The organism is Cysteiniphilum sp. 19S12-1 (genome assembly GCF_052030685.1).
Taxonomy (GTDB): domain Bacteria; phylum Pseudomonadota; class Gammaproteobacteria; order Francisellales; family Francisellaceae; genus Caedibacter.
The window spans coordinates 24,212-43,833 of the sequence record NZ_JBQAJM010000016.1; the positions used below are offsets into that span (position 1 = coordinate 24,212).

Annotated in this window: 15 protein-coding genes and 1 pseudogene; 7 read left to right on the plus strand and 9 right to left on the minus strand. The window is 40.1% G+C overall.

Annotation, left to right across the window (positions count from 1 at the left end; all coding sequences use genetic code 11):
- Nucleotides 1-72 precede the first annotated feature (72 nt).
- From ACTS4L_RS06765 to ACTS4L_RS06785, 5 genes and pseudogenes are all read right to left on the minus strand, one after another.
- The gene (locus tag ACTS4L_RS06765) at nucleotides 73-3,153 is read right to left on the minus strand and encodes an efflux RND transporter permease subunit (RefSeq protein WP_440616450.1); all 3,081 of its coding nucleotides are present in this window, start codon (nucleotides 3,151-3,153) and stop codon (nucleotides 73-75) included.
- Between the two features lie 3 nt (nucleotides 3,154-3,156).
- Entirely contained in the window at nucleotides 3,157-4,356 is a 1,200-nt protein-coding gene (locus tag ACTS4L_RS06770) for an efflux RND transporter periplasmic adaptor subunit (protein WP_440616451.1), read from the minus strand.
- A 100-nt stretch (nucleotides 4,357-4,456) separates the two neighbouring features.
- A pseudogene (locus ACTS4L_RS06775) lies at nucleotides 4,457-5,398 on the minus strand (alpha-L-glutamate ligase-like protein).
- The gene (locus tag ACTS4L_RS06780) at nucleotides 5,399-7,000 is read right to left on the minus strand and encodes a UUP1 family membrane protein (RefSeq protein ID WP_440616452.1); all 1,602 of its coding nucleotides are present in this window, start codon (nucleotides 6,998-7,000) and stop codon (nucleotides 5,399-5,401) included.
- Complete coding sequence (locus ACTS4L_RS06785) at nucleotides 6,997-7,761, minus strand: ATP-dependent zinc protease family protein (RefSeq protein ID WP_440616453.1); 765 nt, start codon at nucleotides 7,759-7,761, stop codon at nucleotides 6,997-6,999. Before ACTS4L_RS06785 ends, ACTS4L_RS06780 begins: the two co-directional genes overlap by 4 nt.
- Nucleotides 7,762-7,937: 176 nt before the next feature.
- Between ACTS4L_RS06785 and ACTS4L_RS06790 the strand changes: the two genes are divergently transcribed.
- From ACTS4L_RS06790 to fabV, 6 genes are all read left to right on the plus strand, one after another.
- On the plus strand, nucleotides 7,938-8,540 hold the full coding sequence (locus ACTS4L_RS06790) for a YigZ family protein (protein ID WP_440616454.1): 603 nt from the start codon (nucleotides 7,938-7,940) through the stop codon (nucleotides 8,538-8,540).
- A 22-nt stretch (nucleotides 8,541-8,562) separates the two neighbouring features.
- A complete protein-coding gene (locus tag ACTS4L_RS06795; RefSeq protein ID WP_440651842.1) occupies nucleotides 8,563-8,724 on the plus strand; it encodes a hypothetical protein in 162 nt (53 codons plus the stop codon).
- 55 nt (nucleotides 8,725-8,779) lie between these two features.
- Nucleotides 8,780-9,874 carry a hypothetical protein gene (locus tag ACTS4L_RS06800; RefSeq protein ID WP_440651844.1) on the plus strand — a complete coding sequence of 365 codons (1,095 nt, stop codon included), beginning with the start codon at nucleotides 8,780-8,782 and terminating at the stop codon, nucleotides 9,872-9,874.
- 371 nt (nucleotides 9,875-10,245) lie between these two features.
- The gene (locus ACTS4L_RS06805) at nucleotides 10,246-11,460 is read left to right on the plus strand and encodes a multidrug effflux MFS transporter (RefSeq protein WP_440616458.1); all 1,215 of its coding nucleotides are present in this window, start codon (nucleotides 10,246-10,248) and stop codon (nucleotides 11,458-11,460) included.
- A gap of 2 nt (nucleotides 11,461-11,462) precedes the next feature.
- On the plus strand, nucleotides 11,463-12,521 hold the full coding sequence (dinB, locus tag ACTS4L_RS06810) for a DNA polymerase IV (protein ID WP_440616460.1): 1,059 nt from the start codon (nucleotides 11,463-11,465) through the stop codon (nucleotides 12,519-12,521).
- Between the two features lie 107 nt (nucleotides 12,522-12,628).
- Nucleotides 12,629-13,822, plus strand: coding sequence for an enoyl-ACP reductase FabV (gene fabV / locus ACTS4L_RS06815; RefSeq protein ID WP_440616462.1), 1,194 nt, complete (start codon nucleotides 12,629-12,631; stop codon nucleotides 13,820-13,822).
- 5 nt (nucleotides 13,823-13,827) lie between these two features.
- On the opposite strand, the gene ACTS4L_RS06820 is transcribed toward fabV, so the two are convergent.
- Entirely contained in the window at nucleotides 13,828-14,499 is a 672-nt protein-coding gene (locus ACTS4L_RS06820; protein WP_440616464.1) for a response regulator, read from the minus strand.
- 184 nt (nucleotides 14,500-14,683) lie between these two features.
- Between ACTS4L_RS06820 and ACTS4L_RS06825 the strand changes: the two genes are divergently transcribed.
- Complete coding sequence (locus ACTS4L_RS06825; RefSeq protein ID WP_440616466.1) at nucleotides 14,684-15,646, plus strand: FUSC family protein; 963 nt, start codon at nucleotides 14,684-14,686, stop codon at nucleotides 15,644-15,646.
- Here ACTS4L_RS06825 and pgi read toward each other — a convergent pair.
- From pgi to zwf, 3 genes are read right to left on the minus strand one after another with little or no spacing between them, the layout of a single operon-like run.
- Nucleotides 15,643-17,271 carry a glucose-6-phosphate isomerase gene (gene pgi / locus ACTS4L_RS06830; protein WP_440616467.1) on the minus strand — a complete coding sequence of 543 codons (1,629 nt, stop codon included), beginning with the start codon at nucleotides 17,269-17,271 and terminating at the stop codon, nucleotides 15,643-15,645. The genes ACTS4L_RS06825 and pgi overlap by 4 nt on opposite strands.
- Before the next feature lie 15 nt (nucleotides 17,272-17,286).
- Nucleotides 17,287-18,009 carry a 6-phosphogluconolactonase gene (gene pgl / locus ACTS4L_RS06835; RefSeq protein WP_440616468.1) on the minus strand — a complete coding sequence of 241 codons (723 nt, stop codon included), beginning with the start codon at nucleotides 18,007-18,009 and terminating at the stop codon, nucleotides 17,287-17,289.
- Nucleotides 18,010-18,022: 13 nt separating this feature from the next.
- Nucleotides 18,023-19,534 (minus strand): glucose-6-phosphate dehydrogenase, encoded by a 1,512-nt coding sequence (gene zwf / locus ACTS4L_RS06840; RefSeq protein WP_440616470.1) that lies wholly within the window; start codon nucleotides 19,532-19,534, stop codon nucleotides 18,023-18,025.
- Between the last annotated feature and the right edge of the window lie 88 nt (nucleotides 19,535-19,622).

Sequence of the window (19,622 nt, forward strand, 5' to 3'; positions counted from 1 at the left end):
CGAAATCATTCATGTAGGGTTTAATCCTCAATCCCTGATAAGTAGAGACATTCCATCGTTTACATATTCAAATTAACTTTGTAATAATTGCGCCTTATTTGCTTTGAGTATTTTCTTTTTCTTATGATCTAAAGGTGACAAGATCACATAAGCCACAGGCACGATCAGTAACGAGAATATCGTACCAAAACAAAGCCCACCGACAATCACCCAACCAATCATATTATTCGCAACATTTCCAGGACCCATCGCCAGTGCCAAAGGAATCGAGCCCAAAACCATTGCCGAGGTTGTCATCAAGATCGGGCGCAAACGTGTTATTGCACCGGTTTTAACCGCATCAACTAAAGAAACACCTTCTTTAAAGTTTTCATTGGCAAATTGCGTGATCAAAATACCGTGCTTACTAATGAGACCAACGAGTGTAATCAAACCTATATTGGTAAATAAGTTCAAATCCCCTCCTGTGATCAACATCGTGATCAAAGCACCGACCGTAGATAAAGGAACGGTAAGCAAAATAATAAACGGGTCAACAAAACTCTCAAACTGAGCAGCAAGCACCAGATAAATAAAAATCAATGCCAAAGCAAATAAACCAAACATCGTGCCACTCGAGGATATAAATGCAGCCATGCGTCCACCAAAATCAACGCCAGCGCCATCTAATTTTGTTTGATTTGCCAGTTTATTAATCTCGTTATAGACCTCGCTCATGCTATAGCCGCTTGAAATATTCGCGCTAATTTGTGCCGTGTTAACGCGATTATATCTAAAGAGACTACTTTGTCTGACATCCGGTGTTACCTTAATAAGATTCGATAATGGCACCATTAAGCCTGAATCACTTGGCACATAGATCTTACTTAAACTACCAAAGCTTGATAAATCTTTAAGATTCATTTGCACCTTGACTTGATAGCTTTTCTCATCGGTTTTGACATCGGTAATATGCTTACCACTCATCAAAATACTAAATGTATCGGCGATATTTTGTGAGTCAACACCAACATTTGCAGCAAGCCCCCGTTGAAACTTAACGTTATAAACAACATTATCAAACTTCAAACCATTGTTAACATTATTAAGTCCTGGATAATTCATGAGTTTCTTGGTTAGGCTATCTGCCGCTTTAACCAAATGATCAATTGGACCGACATTATGTAAATAAATAATCACATCGGAGCCATCAGCATCTGGTCCAAAGCTCACAGGATCAGGAACACTCATGCTGACTTTAATGCCTGGAATTTGCTGCGCTTCAGGTAAGAGTTTATCAATAACTGTCTGGGTAGGGACTTTACGCTTATCACCCCAAGGCTGCATTGTGACAAAGTTATTCGCATTACCCGAAAATACATATTCGGCATTATTTAAAATATAGGGGTTATTATCGTAAACATGCTGGCTTAACATGTTCATATAATAGTTAGTATAATCAAGTGCAGCACTCGGCGGTGAGGTAATACTTGCTTCAAAATACCCAATATCCTCTTTTGGAATAAATGACTGAGGTACAACTTTAAACAACATAAAACACAAAACACCCAAAGCAACCAGTAATGCCACTACCCAGTATTTTGCCTTTAACACGAAGTTTAATACTTTGGCATAAGCTGCATTTAGTTTATCGAAAATGCGCTCTAGCCAAACTTCTATTTTGGTTTCTTTTTCACGTGATTTCAAAATATAGGCGCACATCATCGGTGACAAGGTCAAGGCAACAAAACCTGAAATTAAAACCGACCCTGCTAAGGTAAAGGCAAACTCTCTAAAGATAGTCGCACTAAAGCCAGATAAAAACCCAATCGGCGCATAAACTGCCGCCAATGTTAACGTCATTGCAATCACTGAAAACCCAATCTCCGCTGAGCCTTGTACCGCTGCATCAAAAGGCTTTCTGCCCATTTCAATATGTCTGTGAACATTCTCAAGCACAACTATCGCATCATCAACCACCAAACCAATCGCTAAAATAATCGCTAAAAGTGTGACAACGTTAATACTAAACCCACACAGCAGCATCACCCCAAAGGCACCGATGACACACACTGGTATTGTTAAGATGGGAATCAAAGCAGCACGGACACTTCCTAAGAATATAAACACCACCAACATCACCAAAATAATTGCTTCAAGCAAGGTGTCATAACCATCAACAATTGATTTTTGTAAAAAGGTTGATTGATCATAAACCACTTTGACTTCCATGCCTTTAGGTAGCTGCTTGGCAACCCGTTTGAGCTCTTCTTTGGCAAGATTTGCCACCGTAATTGGATTGGCATTGTCTGTTGGTCTGAGCTGCACACTAATGGCATTTTGCCCATTAATCAGCATTGGCGAGTCACTTAAACTGGCATTTCCCAAATCAACTTCAGCAATATTTTTTAAGTAAACCGGTGCACTACCACCGTCTTTAACAACGAGATTTTTAAATTGATTGACAGTGGTTAAATCCGTATCTGAACTAATGGAGAAATTGCGATACTTTCCGCGAATGCTACCACCTGAAAAGCTGATATTGTTACTATTTAAAGTACTTTGCACATCAGAAACGGTAATACCAAGTGCTGCCATTTTTTGTGGATTAAGCCAAATACGCATCGCGTAATCACTGGCACCATACACCCACACAGCCCCCATTCCAGGGATTGATTGAAAGATCGGAACAATATTCTTTTGCACATAATCACGTATCTGTGCTGACGTTAGGTTTTTATCTAATACGCCTAAGTTAACCACAGGACGCTCAACACCTCCTTGAGTCACACTGGGTGCATTAATATCGGCTGGCAACTTTTGCGAGATGATACTTGAAATATTGTCACGCACCTGCCCCATGACATTGGTCATATCAGCATCATCGGCAAAGGTTAAGTTAATTTTACTACTACCATAGGAGCTGGATGAAGTCATTTTGATCAAACCATCGATATTATACAGCGCATCCTCAACGGGTACCGTGACATCATTCTTCATCAATGTTGGTGAAGCACCTGAGTATGAAATCGAGACTTGCGCAATTTTCTGTTGAATCTTAGGAAAATAACGAATCTCAAGATAGCTAAAGCCAACGATACCTAAGACGATAATCATCAAACTTAAAACAACCGCAAAAACCGGTCTTTCAATACATACCTTAGAAAGCTTCATGCGTTACTTACTTCCATTATTACTATGGGTTTCTGACTGATCATTAATCCGAAAGCCACTCTTTGGGTCAACATCGATATTCAATTCTTTTTGTAACTTGTCAAACTCTGGTGGTGGCAAGTCAGAAATGCTAATTTTAGCGCCATCAGTGAGCTTAAACCCACCAATCGTCACCACTTTTTGACCTTCTTTTAGACCTTTGGTAACTTGAGTCCAACCACTGCGCACCATACCGATATCTATTTGCACCACTTTAACCGTATTGTCAGGTCTTACTACATAGACAAATGATCCTTGTTGGTTAGTCTGAATCGCCATATCTGGTAATGCCAAAATAGCCTGCTTATCCTTTAGAATTTGTGAAACCGACATAAACATCCCGGGAGATAATAAATAATCATCATTATTGACCTCCGCTTCAATCTCAAGCGTGCCACTTTTACTATCTACGGTTGGCGAGATATAATTGACGACACCTTTGAATGTTTTCTTTGGATAGGTTTCTGTCGAAAGTTCAACCTCATTACCAATCGCCACTTTTGGCTTAAGATCTGCAGGAATTGCAAAACGTATCTTTAGTGGGTTTTCCTGTGTCAACTGCACAACAGCAGTACCGGCTGCCACATACGCACCAACATCAAATTTATAAATCCCAAGCACACCGGTAAATGGTGCCTGCAATTTATCATGCGCCACCACTGTTTTTTGTTGATCAACATCGGCTTGCGCTTGTTGCAAATCGGCATATTTCTGGTCAATATCTTCTTTGGAAATTGCACCTGATTGCTCTAATAACTTGACTCGTGAATAAGTTTGCTTAGCTAAATCTAGCTTTGCTTGTAATGAGCTTAATGTTGCCATATCTTGCTGATCATCTAAAGCGGCAACCGTTTCACCTTTTAGTACTCGGTCACCATTTTTGAAATATTTCTCTTTTAACTTACCACTATTGTCAAAACTTAAATCAACTTGTTTTAATGCGTAAATATTACCAACTGCTGTAATTGTCTCTGGCACATTGATCTTCTTAACCTCACCAACATTAACTGCCGTAGGCTTAACCACTTGTTCCTTATCTGCTGCATAAGACAGTTGATTGAAACTCATCAGCGATACGGACAAAGCCATCATCCATTTTGAGATTTCAATGATCTTTGCGCATTGCGGTTTGTTGTTTCTATTGTTCTCATTCATATTGTTCATAGGCTCACTTGTCATGGAATGTGTTAAGTCATAAGCTAATTTGATTATAGCCACTGCTTTTATTATGTCTAATAAACTATGAGCTTTTATTATCACCAAATTATAATCGATCTAAAATATACTCAATGCGCTCTTCTTTAGTCATTGACTCATTGAGTACAGGCTTAATCAGTGCATGGCGCTTTGCCAAACCAACTTGGTTCGCGATTTGGATATTAAGACCAGGACGGGCATTAAGCTCAAGCATCAGTGGTCCGTGATCTTTATCCAATACTAAATCCACTCCTAAGTAACCCAAGTTTGTCATATCATAACTGGCACTGGCGATCTATAAACATTTTTGCCAATGCGGCACAGTAATCCCTTCAATCTCATGCAAGGTATCTGGGTGATGTGTGATAATCTCATTATGCCACACCCCATGCAATGTCAAACCAGTTTTCAGATCAACGCCAGCACCAATTGCCCCTTGATGCAGGTTTGCTTTGCCATTGGATTGCTGTGTCGGTAAACGCACCATCGCCATCACTGGAAAGCCTTTAATCAAAATAATACGAATATCTGGCACCCCTTGATAGGCAACTTTGGCAAAAGTTGGATCAAATTGAATCAAATATTCAATCATCGCTTTATCAGGGCGACCACCAAGTGAATAAGCACCACTTAGTGTGGTTGATGTATGATAGCGCAGCTGATCCAGTGTCATCAGTTTACCATTTGCCAAGCGGTAGCGATTATTAATAAAGTGCGTAATGACAAGAATGCCCTCACCACCGGCACCTTGCGCGGGCTTTATCACAAACTGATGACGATCCCCTAAGATCGATTGTAGATTTTTATTATCATGCTCTGAACCAATCACACCATAAAGCTCAGGTACGTCAATGCCATGCTCCACTGCCAAGGATTTGCTCTTGAGTTTATCATCAACTAGCGGGTAGTATTTGCGATCATTATATGCCTGGATATAGCCAACATTGCGATTATTAATCCCTAATACGCCCGCCTGTTTTAGTGCACGCCATTTACTAATCCACCACATTTACTGGTCACCTTTGTCTGTTTTTCCTTGTTGCTGATCATTAATTTTCTGTGCCAATGCTTCAAAACGATAAAGCTCAGTCAAACGGTATCCACGATAACGTCCAATCAATAACATTACAGCCATCACGACTAACAGCAATCCAGGAAAGGTGAAAAACCAATACTCTAAATAAGTGTTAAAAATAAAGATATAACAGATGGTTGCCGCAAATAGACTGCCAATGGCAATCTTAATTGCTTCAGTACCGCCACGCTCTTCCCACACAATCGATAAACGTTCTATCGACATGGTTAAAATGACCATCGGGAATAAGGTGATCGATAAACCTTGAGATAGCTCCATCTTATGCATTGCAATACTGATAAACGCCATAATAAGGACAACAACACACAGCAACATTCCAAGCCGTGGCACGACCAATAATTGCAATTTCTCAAAATAAGCTCTAAAGCTTAACCCTAAAATCACCACCAATGAAAATAAGACAATCCCCCAGATCAAACTAGTATCCTTAAAAGCTAAGGCAATCAACACTGGCATAAACGTCCCTAATGTCGGCACACCAATAATAATCCGCAAAAGCAAAATAATCAGCACGCCAAAAGGCACCATTAAAATGATTTTATAAATCTCTTGTGTTTGCGCTGGCAAATTAAGTAAAGAAAACTCATAAATATTTTGTTTTACCGTGTCGTTTTTAAGATCTAGATAGCGCTCCATTGGGATGCTTTGTTGTGCTGCGGTAAAGGATACAAGCTTAACTGTTCCGCCTTGGACATTGACAAAATCGCCATTGCCACTCCACCATGTCATCGCTTTGCTATTAGGGTTATCAATATACTCACCTGTGCTAACATCATACGTATGCCAATCTTTGCCGTAGTATACCTTAATCCACGTTGGCAAGTTTTTAAGATTTAGCTTATCTTTGTATTCATAAGGTACCACATGAATAATCAAGCTCGGTAAATTAAGCTCAGTTAATAAATAATTAAGCAACCTAGCTCGTGCACGAGCACTTGGTTTGCCATTAGTCATCTCCTGCCAGAAATATAAATTACCATCATCATTAATGAAGTTAATGGCTTGCGCAATCAATGTGGGCGAGTCTGCCGACTTCTCAGCAATCCCCTTTGCCGTAGTTAACAACGTCAATAACTTCTTAGGCTCAAGTCTATCTTTTATTTTCTTTTTCTCTTTTCCCAGATCAGGTACAGTCGCTGCGACACTTTGAGCATTACTCGCCACCTTCACATCATAAATCACTGTTTGCTTATGATTCACCTCACTTTTAGAGAGTACTGCCATACGGTTATTTTTATCTTCTGAGCGCAAAACGATCTTACCAAAACCTGCCGCATTAATACTTTCAGCTAGGACATCAGCCTTAACCAAGTTTGGCACCAACAAATTCACCTTAAGTGATGAATCCGTCGTATCTGGCACAATTTGCAGCTCTGCATTAAACTTCCACGTCATATTTTCACTATTTGGCCACCATGAAAGCCCAAGTTTAAAGTGCTGATAAAGACTAAAACCAATACCTGCCACCAACAAAATGATCAGTAATGTAAAAAATTGCTTATTAACCTTGCTCATTGCTTATCCATATCATTTGCTTTGCTATCATTTGATGCCTGTTCACTCGCACTGCTACCGTTCTTTGATTGGTTAGCAGAAACTTCCATTACATCATTTTTTTGGTCACTATTTATTGTTTTGGCTTTACTGCGCTTTTCCTCTTGCAGCTCCTTTATTTCTTTTGCTTCTTTTAATTTTTTCTCTTGCTGCTCTTTTGCCATCTTAGCAAATAACGCTTCACACGCACTGCCATCCATCGTGAATTTTTGTGCCGGATCGATCACAGCGCCCAATTGAATCAAGGCTTTTCGCCCTAAAAGTAGCGGGTAATCAAAATGCGTTCTATCGGTTAAGTTAACTTCAATCGTATAGATTTTGCCATCAAAACAAACCGGCATTTCAACCACAGGTCGCTCATCATACTGATCTTTTGTATCTTCACCGGCACGGTTTTTAATCTTCATCTTACGCTTTAACGGCAAATCATATGCTACTTTTTCAACCTTATCTTTATTGCGCTTACCCTGCTCTTCTATCGCTTCATGTGTGACATCAAAGCGCACATATTGTTTACCCTCTTTTTCGTATACGTGAATATTTGTCGCTGAAATCGATGAAACACCCGCTCCTGTATCTAGCTTGGCATCTAATAGCGTTTTACTTGGTAAAATATACACATTCTCAACATAGCCATAACCTGTTTTTATATTTGCCATCGCTGTACTCGTCATTAATATGGTTGATAAAGCTAAATGTTTGATGATCTTATTTGCCTTCATTTGTTTCCCTTTAAAAATTTTTGCTTTATATACCCGTCACAAACCACATAGGTATATTATGGGCTGTAGTATAAGGATAAACTTGGTATTATGCCAATCGGTTGTTATTAACTATAAAGCGCCTAATAACACCATACTTGCCTTAATTGAACCTTAAGAGTGACAAAATATCGACTATGACAGCAAATTATTACAGCGTTGAATGTATATCACAGCATGAAATTGAGCCGATTAAAAAATCTCGTTTTATTGCTCACTTATTACCTTTAAAAGATCCTTCAGAGCTTCACAGCTTCTTGCAGCAACTTACAAAAGAATATAACAATGCCAATCACCACTGTTGGGCTTATCATCTCTTTGACAATCAGCAGATTCGTTTTAATGATGATGGCGAGCCTTCAGGTTCTGCAGGCAAGCCAATCCTTAATCATCTTCAAGGTAACAAACTCATCAATGTTGCTATTGTTGTGACGCGAATTTTCGGCGGCACCAAACTCGGTGTTGGTGGCTTGGTGCGTGCCTATGGACAAGCTGCCAATGAGGTTATTAAAAATAGCAAATTGGTGAGTTTTACCCCAACCAAAAAACTGTCATTGACCTACCAATACAGAGATACCGCCTTAATTGAACAAGTGCTACACACGCTTAAATTAACACCGATTGATTCGATCTTTGCCAATGACATTACCCTGCACTTCGGTATTGCATTATCAAAATGGGATACCACTTATCAAGCGCTACTAGAAATGACACAAGGACGAGTCATTATTCATCAATAAATTAACGGCACTACCTAGGAGGATGACCAACCATGGCAGCTCCGCATTGGATCCTCACGCCATCCTGGCTCAGGATGACAAGTCAGAGGCCGTCATTGCGAGCATGGATGCGTGGCAATCCATTTTATCAGGGATGATTGATTTAGCGTCGTTGCAAAGCCTATATTTACAAACTACTTCTTGAGGTAGTGCCATTAATCAATAAATCACTTTGCATTTCCTCATTTTTTCTCTACCATGTGGCAAATCAACTTAAGTTTGAAGCAGCTATGTTACATCCGACTTACGATATCCATAAATCTTATGATGAGAATTACAACAATGGACCAATGTGTGATTTCACTATACCCAAACGCATTCAATTAAAACCAATTAATTTATGGGGTTATCAAATAAACTCACCCATTGGTGTGCCCGCAGGTCCCTTAATTAATGCTGAATATATCAAGCTATATGCCGAATTAGGCTTTGATCTACCGGTTTATAAAACCGTGCGCACTGTTGAACGCAAAGTACATCCTGCACCAAATTGCTTAATGGTTGATAGTCATAAGCAATTAACCATTGACGATATTGGTCAAAGCATTTATCCGTTTGATGAAGCGCCACAAACACCCCACGAAATTGCCATTACCAATTCTTTTGGTATTCCAAGCAAGTCGATTGAAATTTGGCAGGAAGATATTGCCAAAGCCAATGCATGTATGGCGCCTGATCAGCTGATGATCGTTTCATGTGTTGGCACCCCTGTGCCAGAGCGCAATTTTATCAATGACTTCATCCTTTGCGCACAAAAGGCTGTTGAAGCAGGCGCTAAAGCAATTGAACTCAATTACTCATGTCCGAATGTCGTCTCTAAAGAAGGCAGTATTTATCAGGATGCTGAGCTTTCAAGCACGATCTCAAAAGCGGTAAAAAAAGCAATCAAGGACGTGCCGCTTATGATCAAGATGGGCTATATCAAAGACGAAGCTAAAGCACATGACATCATCAAAGCCAATGCGCCATTTGTTGATAGTATTGCGGCGATCAATACCATTTCAATGCAAGCAAGAAACAAAGATAATACCCAAGCGCTTCCTGGTGAGGGACGTTTAAACAGTGGCATTTGCGGCAGTATTATTAAAGACTTATCCCTTGAAATGACTAAGCGCATTCATAAGATACGCACAGAGAATCACTTTGATTTTGTGCTTTGCGGTGTTGGCGGTATTGTTTGTCCTGAAGATATTGATGACTATCTAAATGCAGGCGCTGATATCGCCATGAGTGCGACGGGTGCCATGTGGAACCCGTTGTTGGCTCATCAATGGCAAAGTATGCATTCAAAATAACCGCTGTCATCCATGACACAAATCGATTGCCACGCATCCAGCTGCCGTTATCGTCCGTTGGTTGAGCGTCAGTCGAAGCCATATTGTTTTTACCTTTCCCCTTCGAGGGACGATTGACCCGTTGGCTTAGCGTTAACAAAACGTGTCGGGCGAGCTTTTTGGTGACTTTTTTGCGGGATAAAAGTCACTGCCACCAGCCACGCCAGTGGCGAGTATACTCAAGTGATGTGGTGTTGAAATAGGAAAAAGTCCGTCACTTTAGTTAGAAGCACTCGACTTTGCTTTAAGAACAGCTACAATGACTTGCATTATCTGTTTGCGACAAAATCAAGCAAGCACAAAAACAAAAGAATAACGACAAAATAGACATCATGACACATAAAACCTATCAATGGCCGTATTCGCCCGTTATTACGGTCTTTTTACTTGCCCCCGTTGTTTTTAGCTTCGCGCTAGCACTTGACACGTATATGCCAGTTATTCCTGAGATGAAAGCCATTTTAAACACCTCTCAGGAAATGGTGCAGCTCACCTTATCTTTATTCTTCCTCGTCACCGGATTTGGTCAATTGATTTTAGGACCATTATCGGATCAGTTTGGTCGCTATAAAGTACTCTTTATTTCAGTAAGCTTATTTTGTATCGGCTCATTATTATGCGCACTATCAAACCATATCGGTTGGCTTATCGCCTTTCGTATTATTCAAGGCTTTGGTGCTTGTGGTATGTCCGTTAGCGCCTTTGCCATTGTCCGAGATGCTTTCTCCGGCAAAAAAAGTGCGATGATTTATAGCTTTCTAAATGCCATGATTTCCATCTCACCCATCTTGGGGCCCATCATTGGCGTCTTATTAACCGCTTATTTTCCATGGCATGCGGTGTTTTATTTTCTAACAGGACTTGGTGCATTGACACTGATATTAACCGTCTTGTTTGTCAAAGAAAGCTCACACCCTAATAATCGCAAACCTTTTAGCTTGAGTCTATTTAGTCGTTACTTTAGCATTTGCAAGAGTCTAACGTTCTGGGCATATACCTTGCCTGCCATCGCTGGCGTTTCTGCCTTTTTCACACTGTTTTCAATGACACCCTATATCATTCAAACGCTTGGTGAACCACGCTCACAAATCGGCATTTTCTTTGGCATGGCGGGTGGCGCCTTTTTAATTGGTTCAATAATCTCTGGCGCTATTGTGCATAAATTAGGTGTTTTAAAGACATCTGTCCTTGGATCCATATTGATACTATCCTCAGGCGTTTTACTTATTGTGGTCTATCAACTCTTTGGTTTAAGCCTTTGGGGCTTCTTTGGTCCGAGCATGTTGGCTACTTTTGGCTGTGCGCTCACCGCAGGCTCTGGCGCCAGTGGCGCACTTGAACCTTTTGGCGCATATCCCGGAGCCGCTTCAGCCATGTTTGGCGCGCTTGAATTAGGTGGCAGTTCAGTGGTTGGTTCAGTGGCAACGCTTTTTGCAATAAACACTTCCTATCCACTGGCGCTGACAATGCTCGCAACTTCAATCACCAGTTTAATTTTATTATTTGCTTTAACTTTCACCTTAAACAAAGAAGCAACAAGCATATAAAAATGAGTGACTTTGCCACACGTAAAATTATTCATATCGATATGGATTATTTCTTTGCGCAAGTCGAGGAAAAAGATAATCCCACACTTCGTGATAAACCTTTTGCTGTTGGTGGCAATAATGTCAAGCGCGGTGTGCTGTGCACTTGCAATTATATTGCCCGAAGCTATGGTGTGCGCTCTGCCATGCCAACACGTATCGCATTGCAAAAATGTCCTGATTTAATATTACTCGCCACTGATTTTGATAAATATAAGCGTGTTTCAAATATTATTCGCGATATTTTTAAAAGTATCAGCCCACTCGTTGAACCCTTATCATTAGATGAAGCTTATATTGATGTAACAAATATTAAAAGCCACGCCAATAGTGCGACATTAATGGCGCAAGCTATTAAAGAACAGATTTTAAAAGAAACAGGGCTTACCGCCTCAGCCGGTGTTGCGCCAAACAAACTCTTAGCTAAAATTGCCAGTGACATCAATAAACCCAACGGCTTATACGTTATTCGCCCGCAGGATGTAGATAAATTTATTCAAGACCTACCCGTTGGTAAGCTTTTTGGTGTTGGCAGTGTGACAAAAGATAAGCTTCAAAAAATGGAACTTAACACCTGTTCTGATTTGCAAAGGCTTGATATCAAAGCGCTCGAGCATCATTTTGGCAAACTTGGCATCCGTCTATATGACTATTGTCGCGGTATTGATCACCGCGAAGTAAACCCCAAACGCATCCGCAAGTCATTAGGCGTTGAGCACACCTATCAAAACGACCTAACCACAAAAGATGAATGCATTCAGGCGTTAATCCAATTGCATCAAGAGCTTTTAGCAAGACTCAAGCCTGAACACACGCTATGTATTGAGGGCATTTTTATTAAAGTTACCGATAACACATTTCATAAAACAAGCATTGAACGACATGCAGAAAATAGTGAACTTAAGCTCTATTTACTGCTTTTTGACAACCTATATCACAAACAAAGCAATCCTATTCGTTTACTTGGTTTAGGTGTCAAGCTAAGTGAGCAACCTGTTAAACAAATTCCCTTGGTTTTGTGATGAATATGCCCACCACCAAACGATTATGATGGGTATAACTACTTGACTCGCTAAGAGCTGCTTAATATCATCGTCAACACTTTAAGACTTTAGTTTGTAAAAATATCATGATTGTAAAACCCGAAATTATGCGTGGTGGATTGGTTAAGAATCCACATCCCATTGGCTGCAAAGCCGTTGTTGAAAAACAAATTAACTATATGAAAAGTTCACCAAAATTCACGAGCAAAAAACGTGCTCTAATTATTGGTGGCTCCTCTGGCTATGGTCTTGCCTCACGCATCGCCCTTGCTTATGGTGCTGATGCTGACACGATTAGTGTGTCATTTGAACCGGGCGTCAATGATAAGCGCTTAGGTAGTGCTGGCTGGTGGAATAATATCTGGTTTAAAGAGCAAGCTGAAAAGGACGGACTCATCGCCAAAAACATTATAGGTGACGCTTTTTCTGATGAGATCAGACAACAAACCATCGATATGATCAAACAAGAATTTGACGGCAAAATTGATGTATTAATCTACAGCCTTGCCTCACCAAGACGCACCGATCCTAAAACGGGAATAACACACAGCTCGGTATTAAAAAGTACCGTCGGTGAAATAGCTGCGCCCACTCTTGACTTAAACAAACAAATTATTGTTGATGGTAAAATGATGGCAGCAACTGAGCATGATATCAGTGAAACCATTAAAGTCATGGGAGGCGAAGATTGGCAGCTTTGGATTGAGTCACTTGAAGAGGCGGGCGTTTTAGCCGATGGCTTTAAAACCACCGCTTATTCTTATGATGGCGCCGATGGCACCGATGCTATCTACAAAAAAGGTACGATTGGGGCAGCTAAGCGTCATTTAGAAAAAACGGCATTAACGCTTAACAATGAACTGCACAGTCTACAAGGTGAAGCGTTTGTTACTGTTGCCAAAGCATTAGTGACTAAAGCTAGCGCTTTTATCCCGCTATTTCCACTGTATGGCTGCGCGCTTTTCAAAGTGATGAAAGAACTTGGCACACATGAGAACACCATCGAGCAAATCGATCGCTTTATGCGTGATATGCTCTATGGTAATAAACGTATCACCGATGAGGTTGGACGCGTGCGCCCTGATAACCTTGAGATGGATGATAAAACCCAAACATTAACCAATGCGATTATGTCAAAAATGACCTCTGATAATTTCAAAGAAATCAGCGACTTTGCCGGATTTTATCAGGATTTCCTAGAGCTCAATGGCTTTAACGTTGCCGGTGTTGATTATGATGAGTCTCTTGATATTGATACTTTGAAATCAAAGCAACCTTAATTATTTTATGCTTCCTGCGGTGGTTTTTGGATGATATAACCAACACCACGCAATGTCTTGATATATTTATTTTGAATTTTTTTACGTAGATTATGGATATGCACTTCTAGGGTATTAGAATCAACCTCTTCATCCCAACCATATAACTTCTCAAGCAGCTTTGTTTTAGAAACCACTTTGCCAATGTTTTCCAATAAGCATTCCAATAAAGCAAATTCGCGTCTAGATAGTTTAACAAACTCACCATTAATTGTTAGCGTTTGCGCGGCAGGGTCAAGCTCCAACGCTTCAAATTTAATCTTAGGTTCACTACGCCCGACAGAACGCCTAACTAATGCACGCATTCTTGCCAGAAGCTCAGATAAGTCAAACGGTTTTGTCAAATAATCATCCGCCCCTGAGTCCAGTCCACGCACACGATCATCAATTGCATCACGCGCTGTTAATAGCAATACAGGAACCGCATTACCCTTCGCGCGAATGCTCTTAACAATAGCGATACCATCTTTGTGTGGTAAGCCAATATCCATCACCACGGCATCATAAGGCTCAGTATCTAAGGCAAGCTCAGCCATTTTGCCATCACGCATTAAATCAACGGCATAATTATGCTGCCTTAAACCCTCAACAATACCATCACCTAACATCTCATCATCTTCAACGACTAATATTCGCATTAAACATTCACTTATATTTACTCGACAATGCTTGAAATAGTAGCATCATCAATGGCAAAGGTTGATATGTTTCACCAATTTTTCATCAATTTAGATATTCTAAACAATCATCTAAACTAAATGAATTTAAGGTTTGATCAAGCTGTACTATAATCTGCTCACCTATCACAAAAAGGATGTATATATGCATAGAATTTTCAATTATTCATCCATTGTTAAAATGCTTATTGCTGTCACCCCTGCCGCGATTTTAAGTTATTTTCTTTCGCAGCCCATTTATCTACTGTGTGGTTTATACGCTGCTGCAGTGATTATTCCTTTTTGCGATCATACCAGTAAGCGTATTGCTTTTGTGATGCTTATTTTTTTATTTGTAATCACCTTTGTTTTAGTCAAATTGCTGATGCATAGTGACTTTTATTTTATCACTATCGTCTCAATTATTGCGATTATCATTGGTATGATTGAAACCTATAATCCAAGCTTTAAATCCATGGGTGCTTATTTGTTTATCGGCATTATCTACACCGCCTTTGAAACAAGAGCATATGGTGATTTGGTCACTATTACAATCATTGCTAAGCTGTTTAGCATTAGTCTTTTAAGCGTTGTTATTGTCTTTCTCATTAGCTTACGCACACAAGCGATAAAGGGTTATCAAAACTTCACATTAAAGCTACAACCACAGCATAGCATCCATTACTGTGTCTACTTTCTGCCGCTTTTAATCAGCATGCTGGTTTGGCATTTTTCACAACTAGCTGAACCACAATGGTTACTCTGGTCATCATTATCCGTCGCCAGTCTGAGTTTTAAAAAGGCGCGTGATAAGATTCAAAAACGTGTCACTGGGGCATGTATTGGTTTATCATTGGGCATTATCGTGACACTATTGTTTAACCTTAACAGTCCTTTGATTTTTAATCTGAGCTTCATTGGCATTATCGTAAGTCTCAGAGGACTTCAAAACTATACCGCATCCTTTGCCACACGCTGTTTTTTTATCGTTACCTTTGCAGGTGCGCATTACTTATACACTAGCAGTGATCGAATCATTGATGTATTTATCGGTGGCTTTATTGGTCTTATGAGTAGTGCCGTTTTAAGCTATATTATTCAGCGCCGCGAGAATGAAATAAGTTACTAAGAAATGTATTTGAGCAAGCCTTTTGTTGAACTATCATAATTTGCATTATCAAAATCTTGTTGTTCTAAACTCGTTAAAATCGGCTTACCTAAAGCTTTGCCTAATTCAACGCCCCACTGATCAAAACTATTAATTCCCCATAGAATCCCTTGGACAAATATTTTATGTTCATATAAGGCAATCAACTCACCTAATGCGTGCGGGGTTAGCTCATCGATGACAATGGTATTACTTGGTTTATTGCCTGCAATGACTTTTTGCGGTGCCAAAGTAGTGATCTCCTGCTCAGATAAACCTTGTGCTTTGAGCTCATCAATAACTTCATTTAGTGATTTTCCTTGCATCAAAGCTTGCGATTGCGCCAAGCAATTAGCCAATAATGCTTGATGATGATCTTTCAAGGAATGATGAGGCTTTTTAATTGCAATAAAATCAGCAGGCACAATAACATTACCTTGATGTAATAACTGATGAAATGCGTGTTGACCATTAGTGCCGATCCCACCCCAGAGCACAACACCGGTTTGTTCAGGGCTTAAGCTGCCATCTTTTTTACATGATTTGCCATTGCTCTCCATATCGGCTTGCTGCAAATAGTCAACCAAATGACGCAAACGCTCGTCATACGCCAAAATGGCTTGCGATTGCGTGTGATAAAAATCACTATATAAGGTTGCAATCAAGGCAACAATGACCGGCATATTCTTTGTCAGTGGTAAACTTTTGAAGTGATTATCCATCGCAAAAGCGCCTTTCAATAGTTCCTCAAAATGGGCAAAGCCAATCGCAAATACAATTGCCATGCCAATTGAGGACCATAATGAGTAGCGCCCACCAACCCAATCCCACATTTGGAAACAATTATTCAGATCAATGCCAAAAGCTTCTACTTTATCAAGTGCACTGGATACCGCGACGAAATGCTTAGCCACGGCGACTTGATCTTGTTTGTAAAAATCAAGCAACCATTTACGTGCTGTTATTGCGTTCATCAAGGTTTCTTGGGTCGTAAATGACTTGGATGCCACGATAAACAACGTCGTTTCAGGATTAAGCTTTGTGATAACACTCAAAATAGATTCAGCATCGACATTTGAGACAAAATACACCTGTGTTTTGTTTACGTGATAAGGTGCTAATGCCTCAACCACCATTCTGGGGCCCAAATCAGAGCCACCAATACCAATATTAACCACATCGGTAATCTCTTTGCCTGAGTGCCCACGCCATTGTCCATTGTGAACTTTCTCAACAAGTGCTTTGACACGTGAGCGTTCTTTGATAATCTCAGGTTTAACATCAATGCCATCTACGATAACCGCTTGATCAGAGAGATCACGCAAAGCCGTATGCAATACAGCGCGATGCTCACTGGTATTAATCTTCTCTCCTATGAACATTTTATCGCGATACTTCTCAACCTTGGCATCACCCGCCAACTCAAAAAGCGTGGCTAGAATATCATCCGTTAACTTATTTTTTGAATAATCCAATAATAAACTGCCAACCTGCAAATGATATCTATTAAATCGATCTTCATCTTCTTTAAATAAACTGTTGATATCCAAGTCTGAGTAATCCGTTTTTAGTAAATGCTGTAGCTGTTGTCTTATGTGTTGATTCATTTTAATTCCTTGTTGTTATCCCTCATCCAATTCACTGGCTGCTGCCTGATCCACATGCCAAACTAAGCGCCCAGTTGTGAGATTCACTGCTTTAGCCGGATAATCTATCGTCACACTCTGGCGATCAAATACCTTAGCTAACATAGCTGCTTTGTTTTCACCTGTCACTAAAAAGTCTATCATTTTAGCATTGTTAAGTACTTTAAGTGTCAAGGTAATTCGTGCTTGCTTTGTACTTGGGTGCACGGCAACTTCAACCCATTTATCCGATGATAATGGTACACCGTTGACAAAGAGAGATGCGGTATGCCCGTCATCACCCATACCCAACCACACCCAATCAAATTGTGGCACACCATCGATTTGTGGTACATGCTTTTTTAACCGGCTCACATAGTTAAGAGCAGCTTGCTCAGGTGAAATATCGCCTTGCATTGGGTGTAAATTCTCCCTTGAGATATCAACGCTTGCAAACAATAATCTATCGGCTTCACCAAAATTACTTTCTTTATCGGCAAAATCAACACAGCGCTCGTCACACCACCAAAAATGTAAGTTTTGCCAATTAATTTGAGTCGAATGACCTAGTTGATTGATCAGCTCAAAGATACTCTTCGGTGTTGTACCACCTGATAATGCAATATGCACACAACCTTGTTTGGAATGTGATAATGCAACCAGTTTATCAAACATCGCATAAGCAATATCTTGTTGCTGTTGGTAAGTAATATATGACATTGATTTCCTCAAATTATTTTTTCTGCTTAAACACAGACGATGGATTGCGCCAAGTATGTCCAAGCTCAGCAAGCATCTTATCAGCTTCAATGGGACCAAATGAACCACTTGGATAAAAACTTAATAAACTTTTGCCATGCTTTTGCGTATATTGAATAATCGGGTCAATGATATTCCAACAAGCTTCTACCGCATCATTTCGAGCAAATAATGTGTTATCACCCTGTAAAGCATCAAGAATCAAGCGCTCATACGCTGTAGGCATTGATTTCTGTGCGAAGTCAGAATAGTAAAAACCCATATCCACTTCATGCGTTTTAAAGCCACTACCTGGCTCTTTAGCAGCAAAGCTTAATTTAATGCCCTCATCCGGTTGAATGCGAATAACCAATTGATTTTTAAACTTAGTAATCTTCTGCACCTGTGAAAAGAAAGGGTGAGGGGTGGCTTTAAAATTAATCACCACCTCAGAAACACGTTGATTCAAGCGTTTACCGGTGCGTACATAAAACGGTACATTATGCCAGCGCCAATTATCAATAAAAAAGCGAATCGCGGCATAGGTTTCTGTGGTTGAGTTTACTGCCACACCCTCTTCTTCGCGATAGGCACCTTTGCAAACACCTTGCACACAACCTTCTTGATATTGCCCTGTGACAACATTTTCTTTAATGTCTTCAGCTGTCTTAAAGCGACGAATCGATTGAAATACCTTTAAGGTTTCATTACGAATGGAGTAGGCATCCATCTTTGCCGGCGGCTCCATCGCGACAATCCCTAGTAGCTGCAACAAGTGATTCTGAATCATATCACGAATCGCACCATTTTGGTCATAATAGCCCGCCCGCGAGCCAAGACCAATGGCTTCATTGGCATAAATCTGGACATTTTCAATATGTGAAGCATTCCAAAGTGGCTCAAAAATCGCATTGGCAAAACGAAATACCAGAAGATTTTGAACCGTTTCTTTCCCTAAATAATGATCAATACGAAATAACTGCGATTCTTGATAATGCTGCAATAAATGTGCATTCAGCGCTTGAGCACTTTGTTCATCGGTACCAAAGGGCTTCTCAATAATAATGCGTTTATAGCCGTCATGCTCATCATTGAGCCCCAGTTTGGCAATATGCTGAGGAATCTCATAGTACAAGCTTGGTGGTGTGGATAAATAAAATAAGAAGTTATGCTCAAGCTTATGTGTTTTACACAGTGACTTTAAGCGCTTTTGTAGACATACATACCCTTCATCTTTATACACATCAATCTGCTGATAAAACACTTGCGCCAAGAACTTATCGATTGATTTTTGCTCTTTGGGGTACTCATCTAAAAGCGCTTCTTGCATTTTCTGACGAAAACTACCATCATCAAACTGACTGCGCGACACACCCAAGACAATATTGTTTTTACTTAAGTCTTTTTGCTGATAAAGACTAAATATTGCCGGCATTAATTTGCGTGCGGTTAAATCTCCAGAGGCGCCAAAAATGACGATAACTCCATTTGCTAGCTTCTTTTGCATTAAGCTTCTCTAGTTAGTCATCAAACGACACTAGTTATATCATTTTTTACGGGTAAGTTCACCTGCTAATTGCTTTGATCTAGCGAAT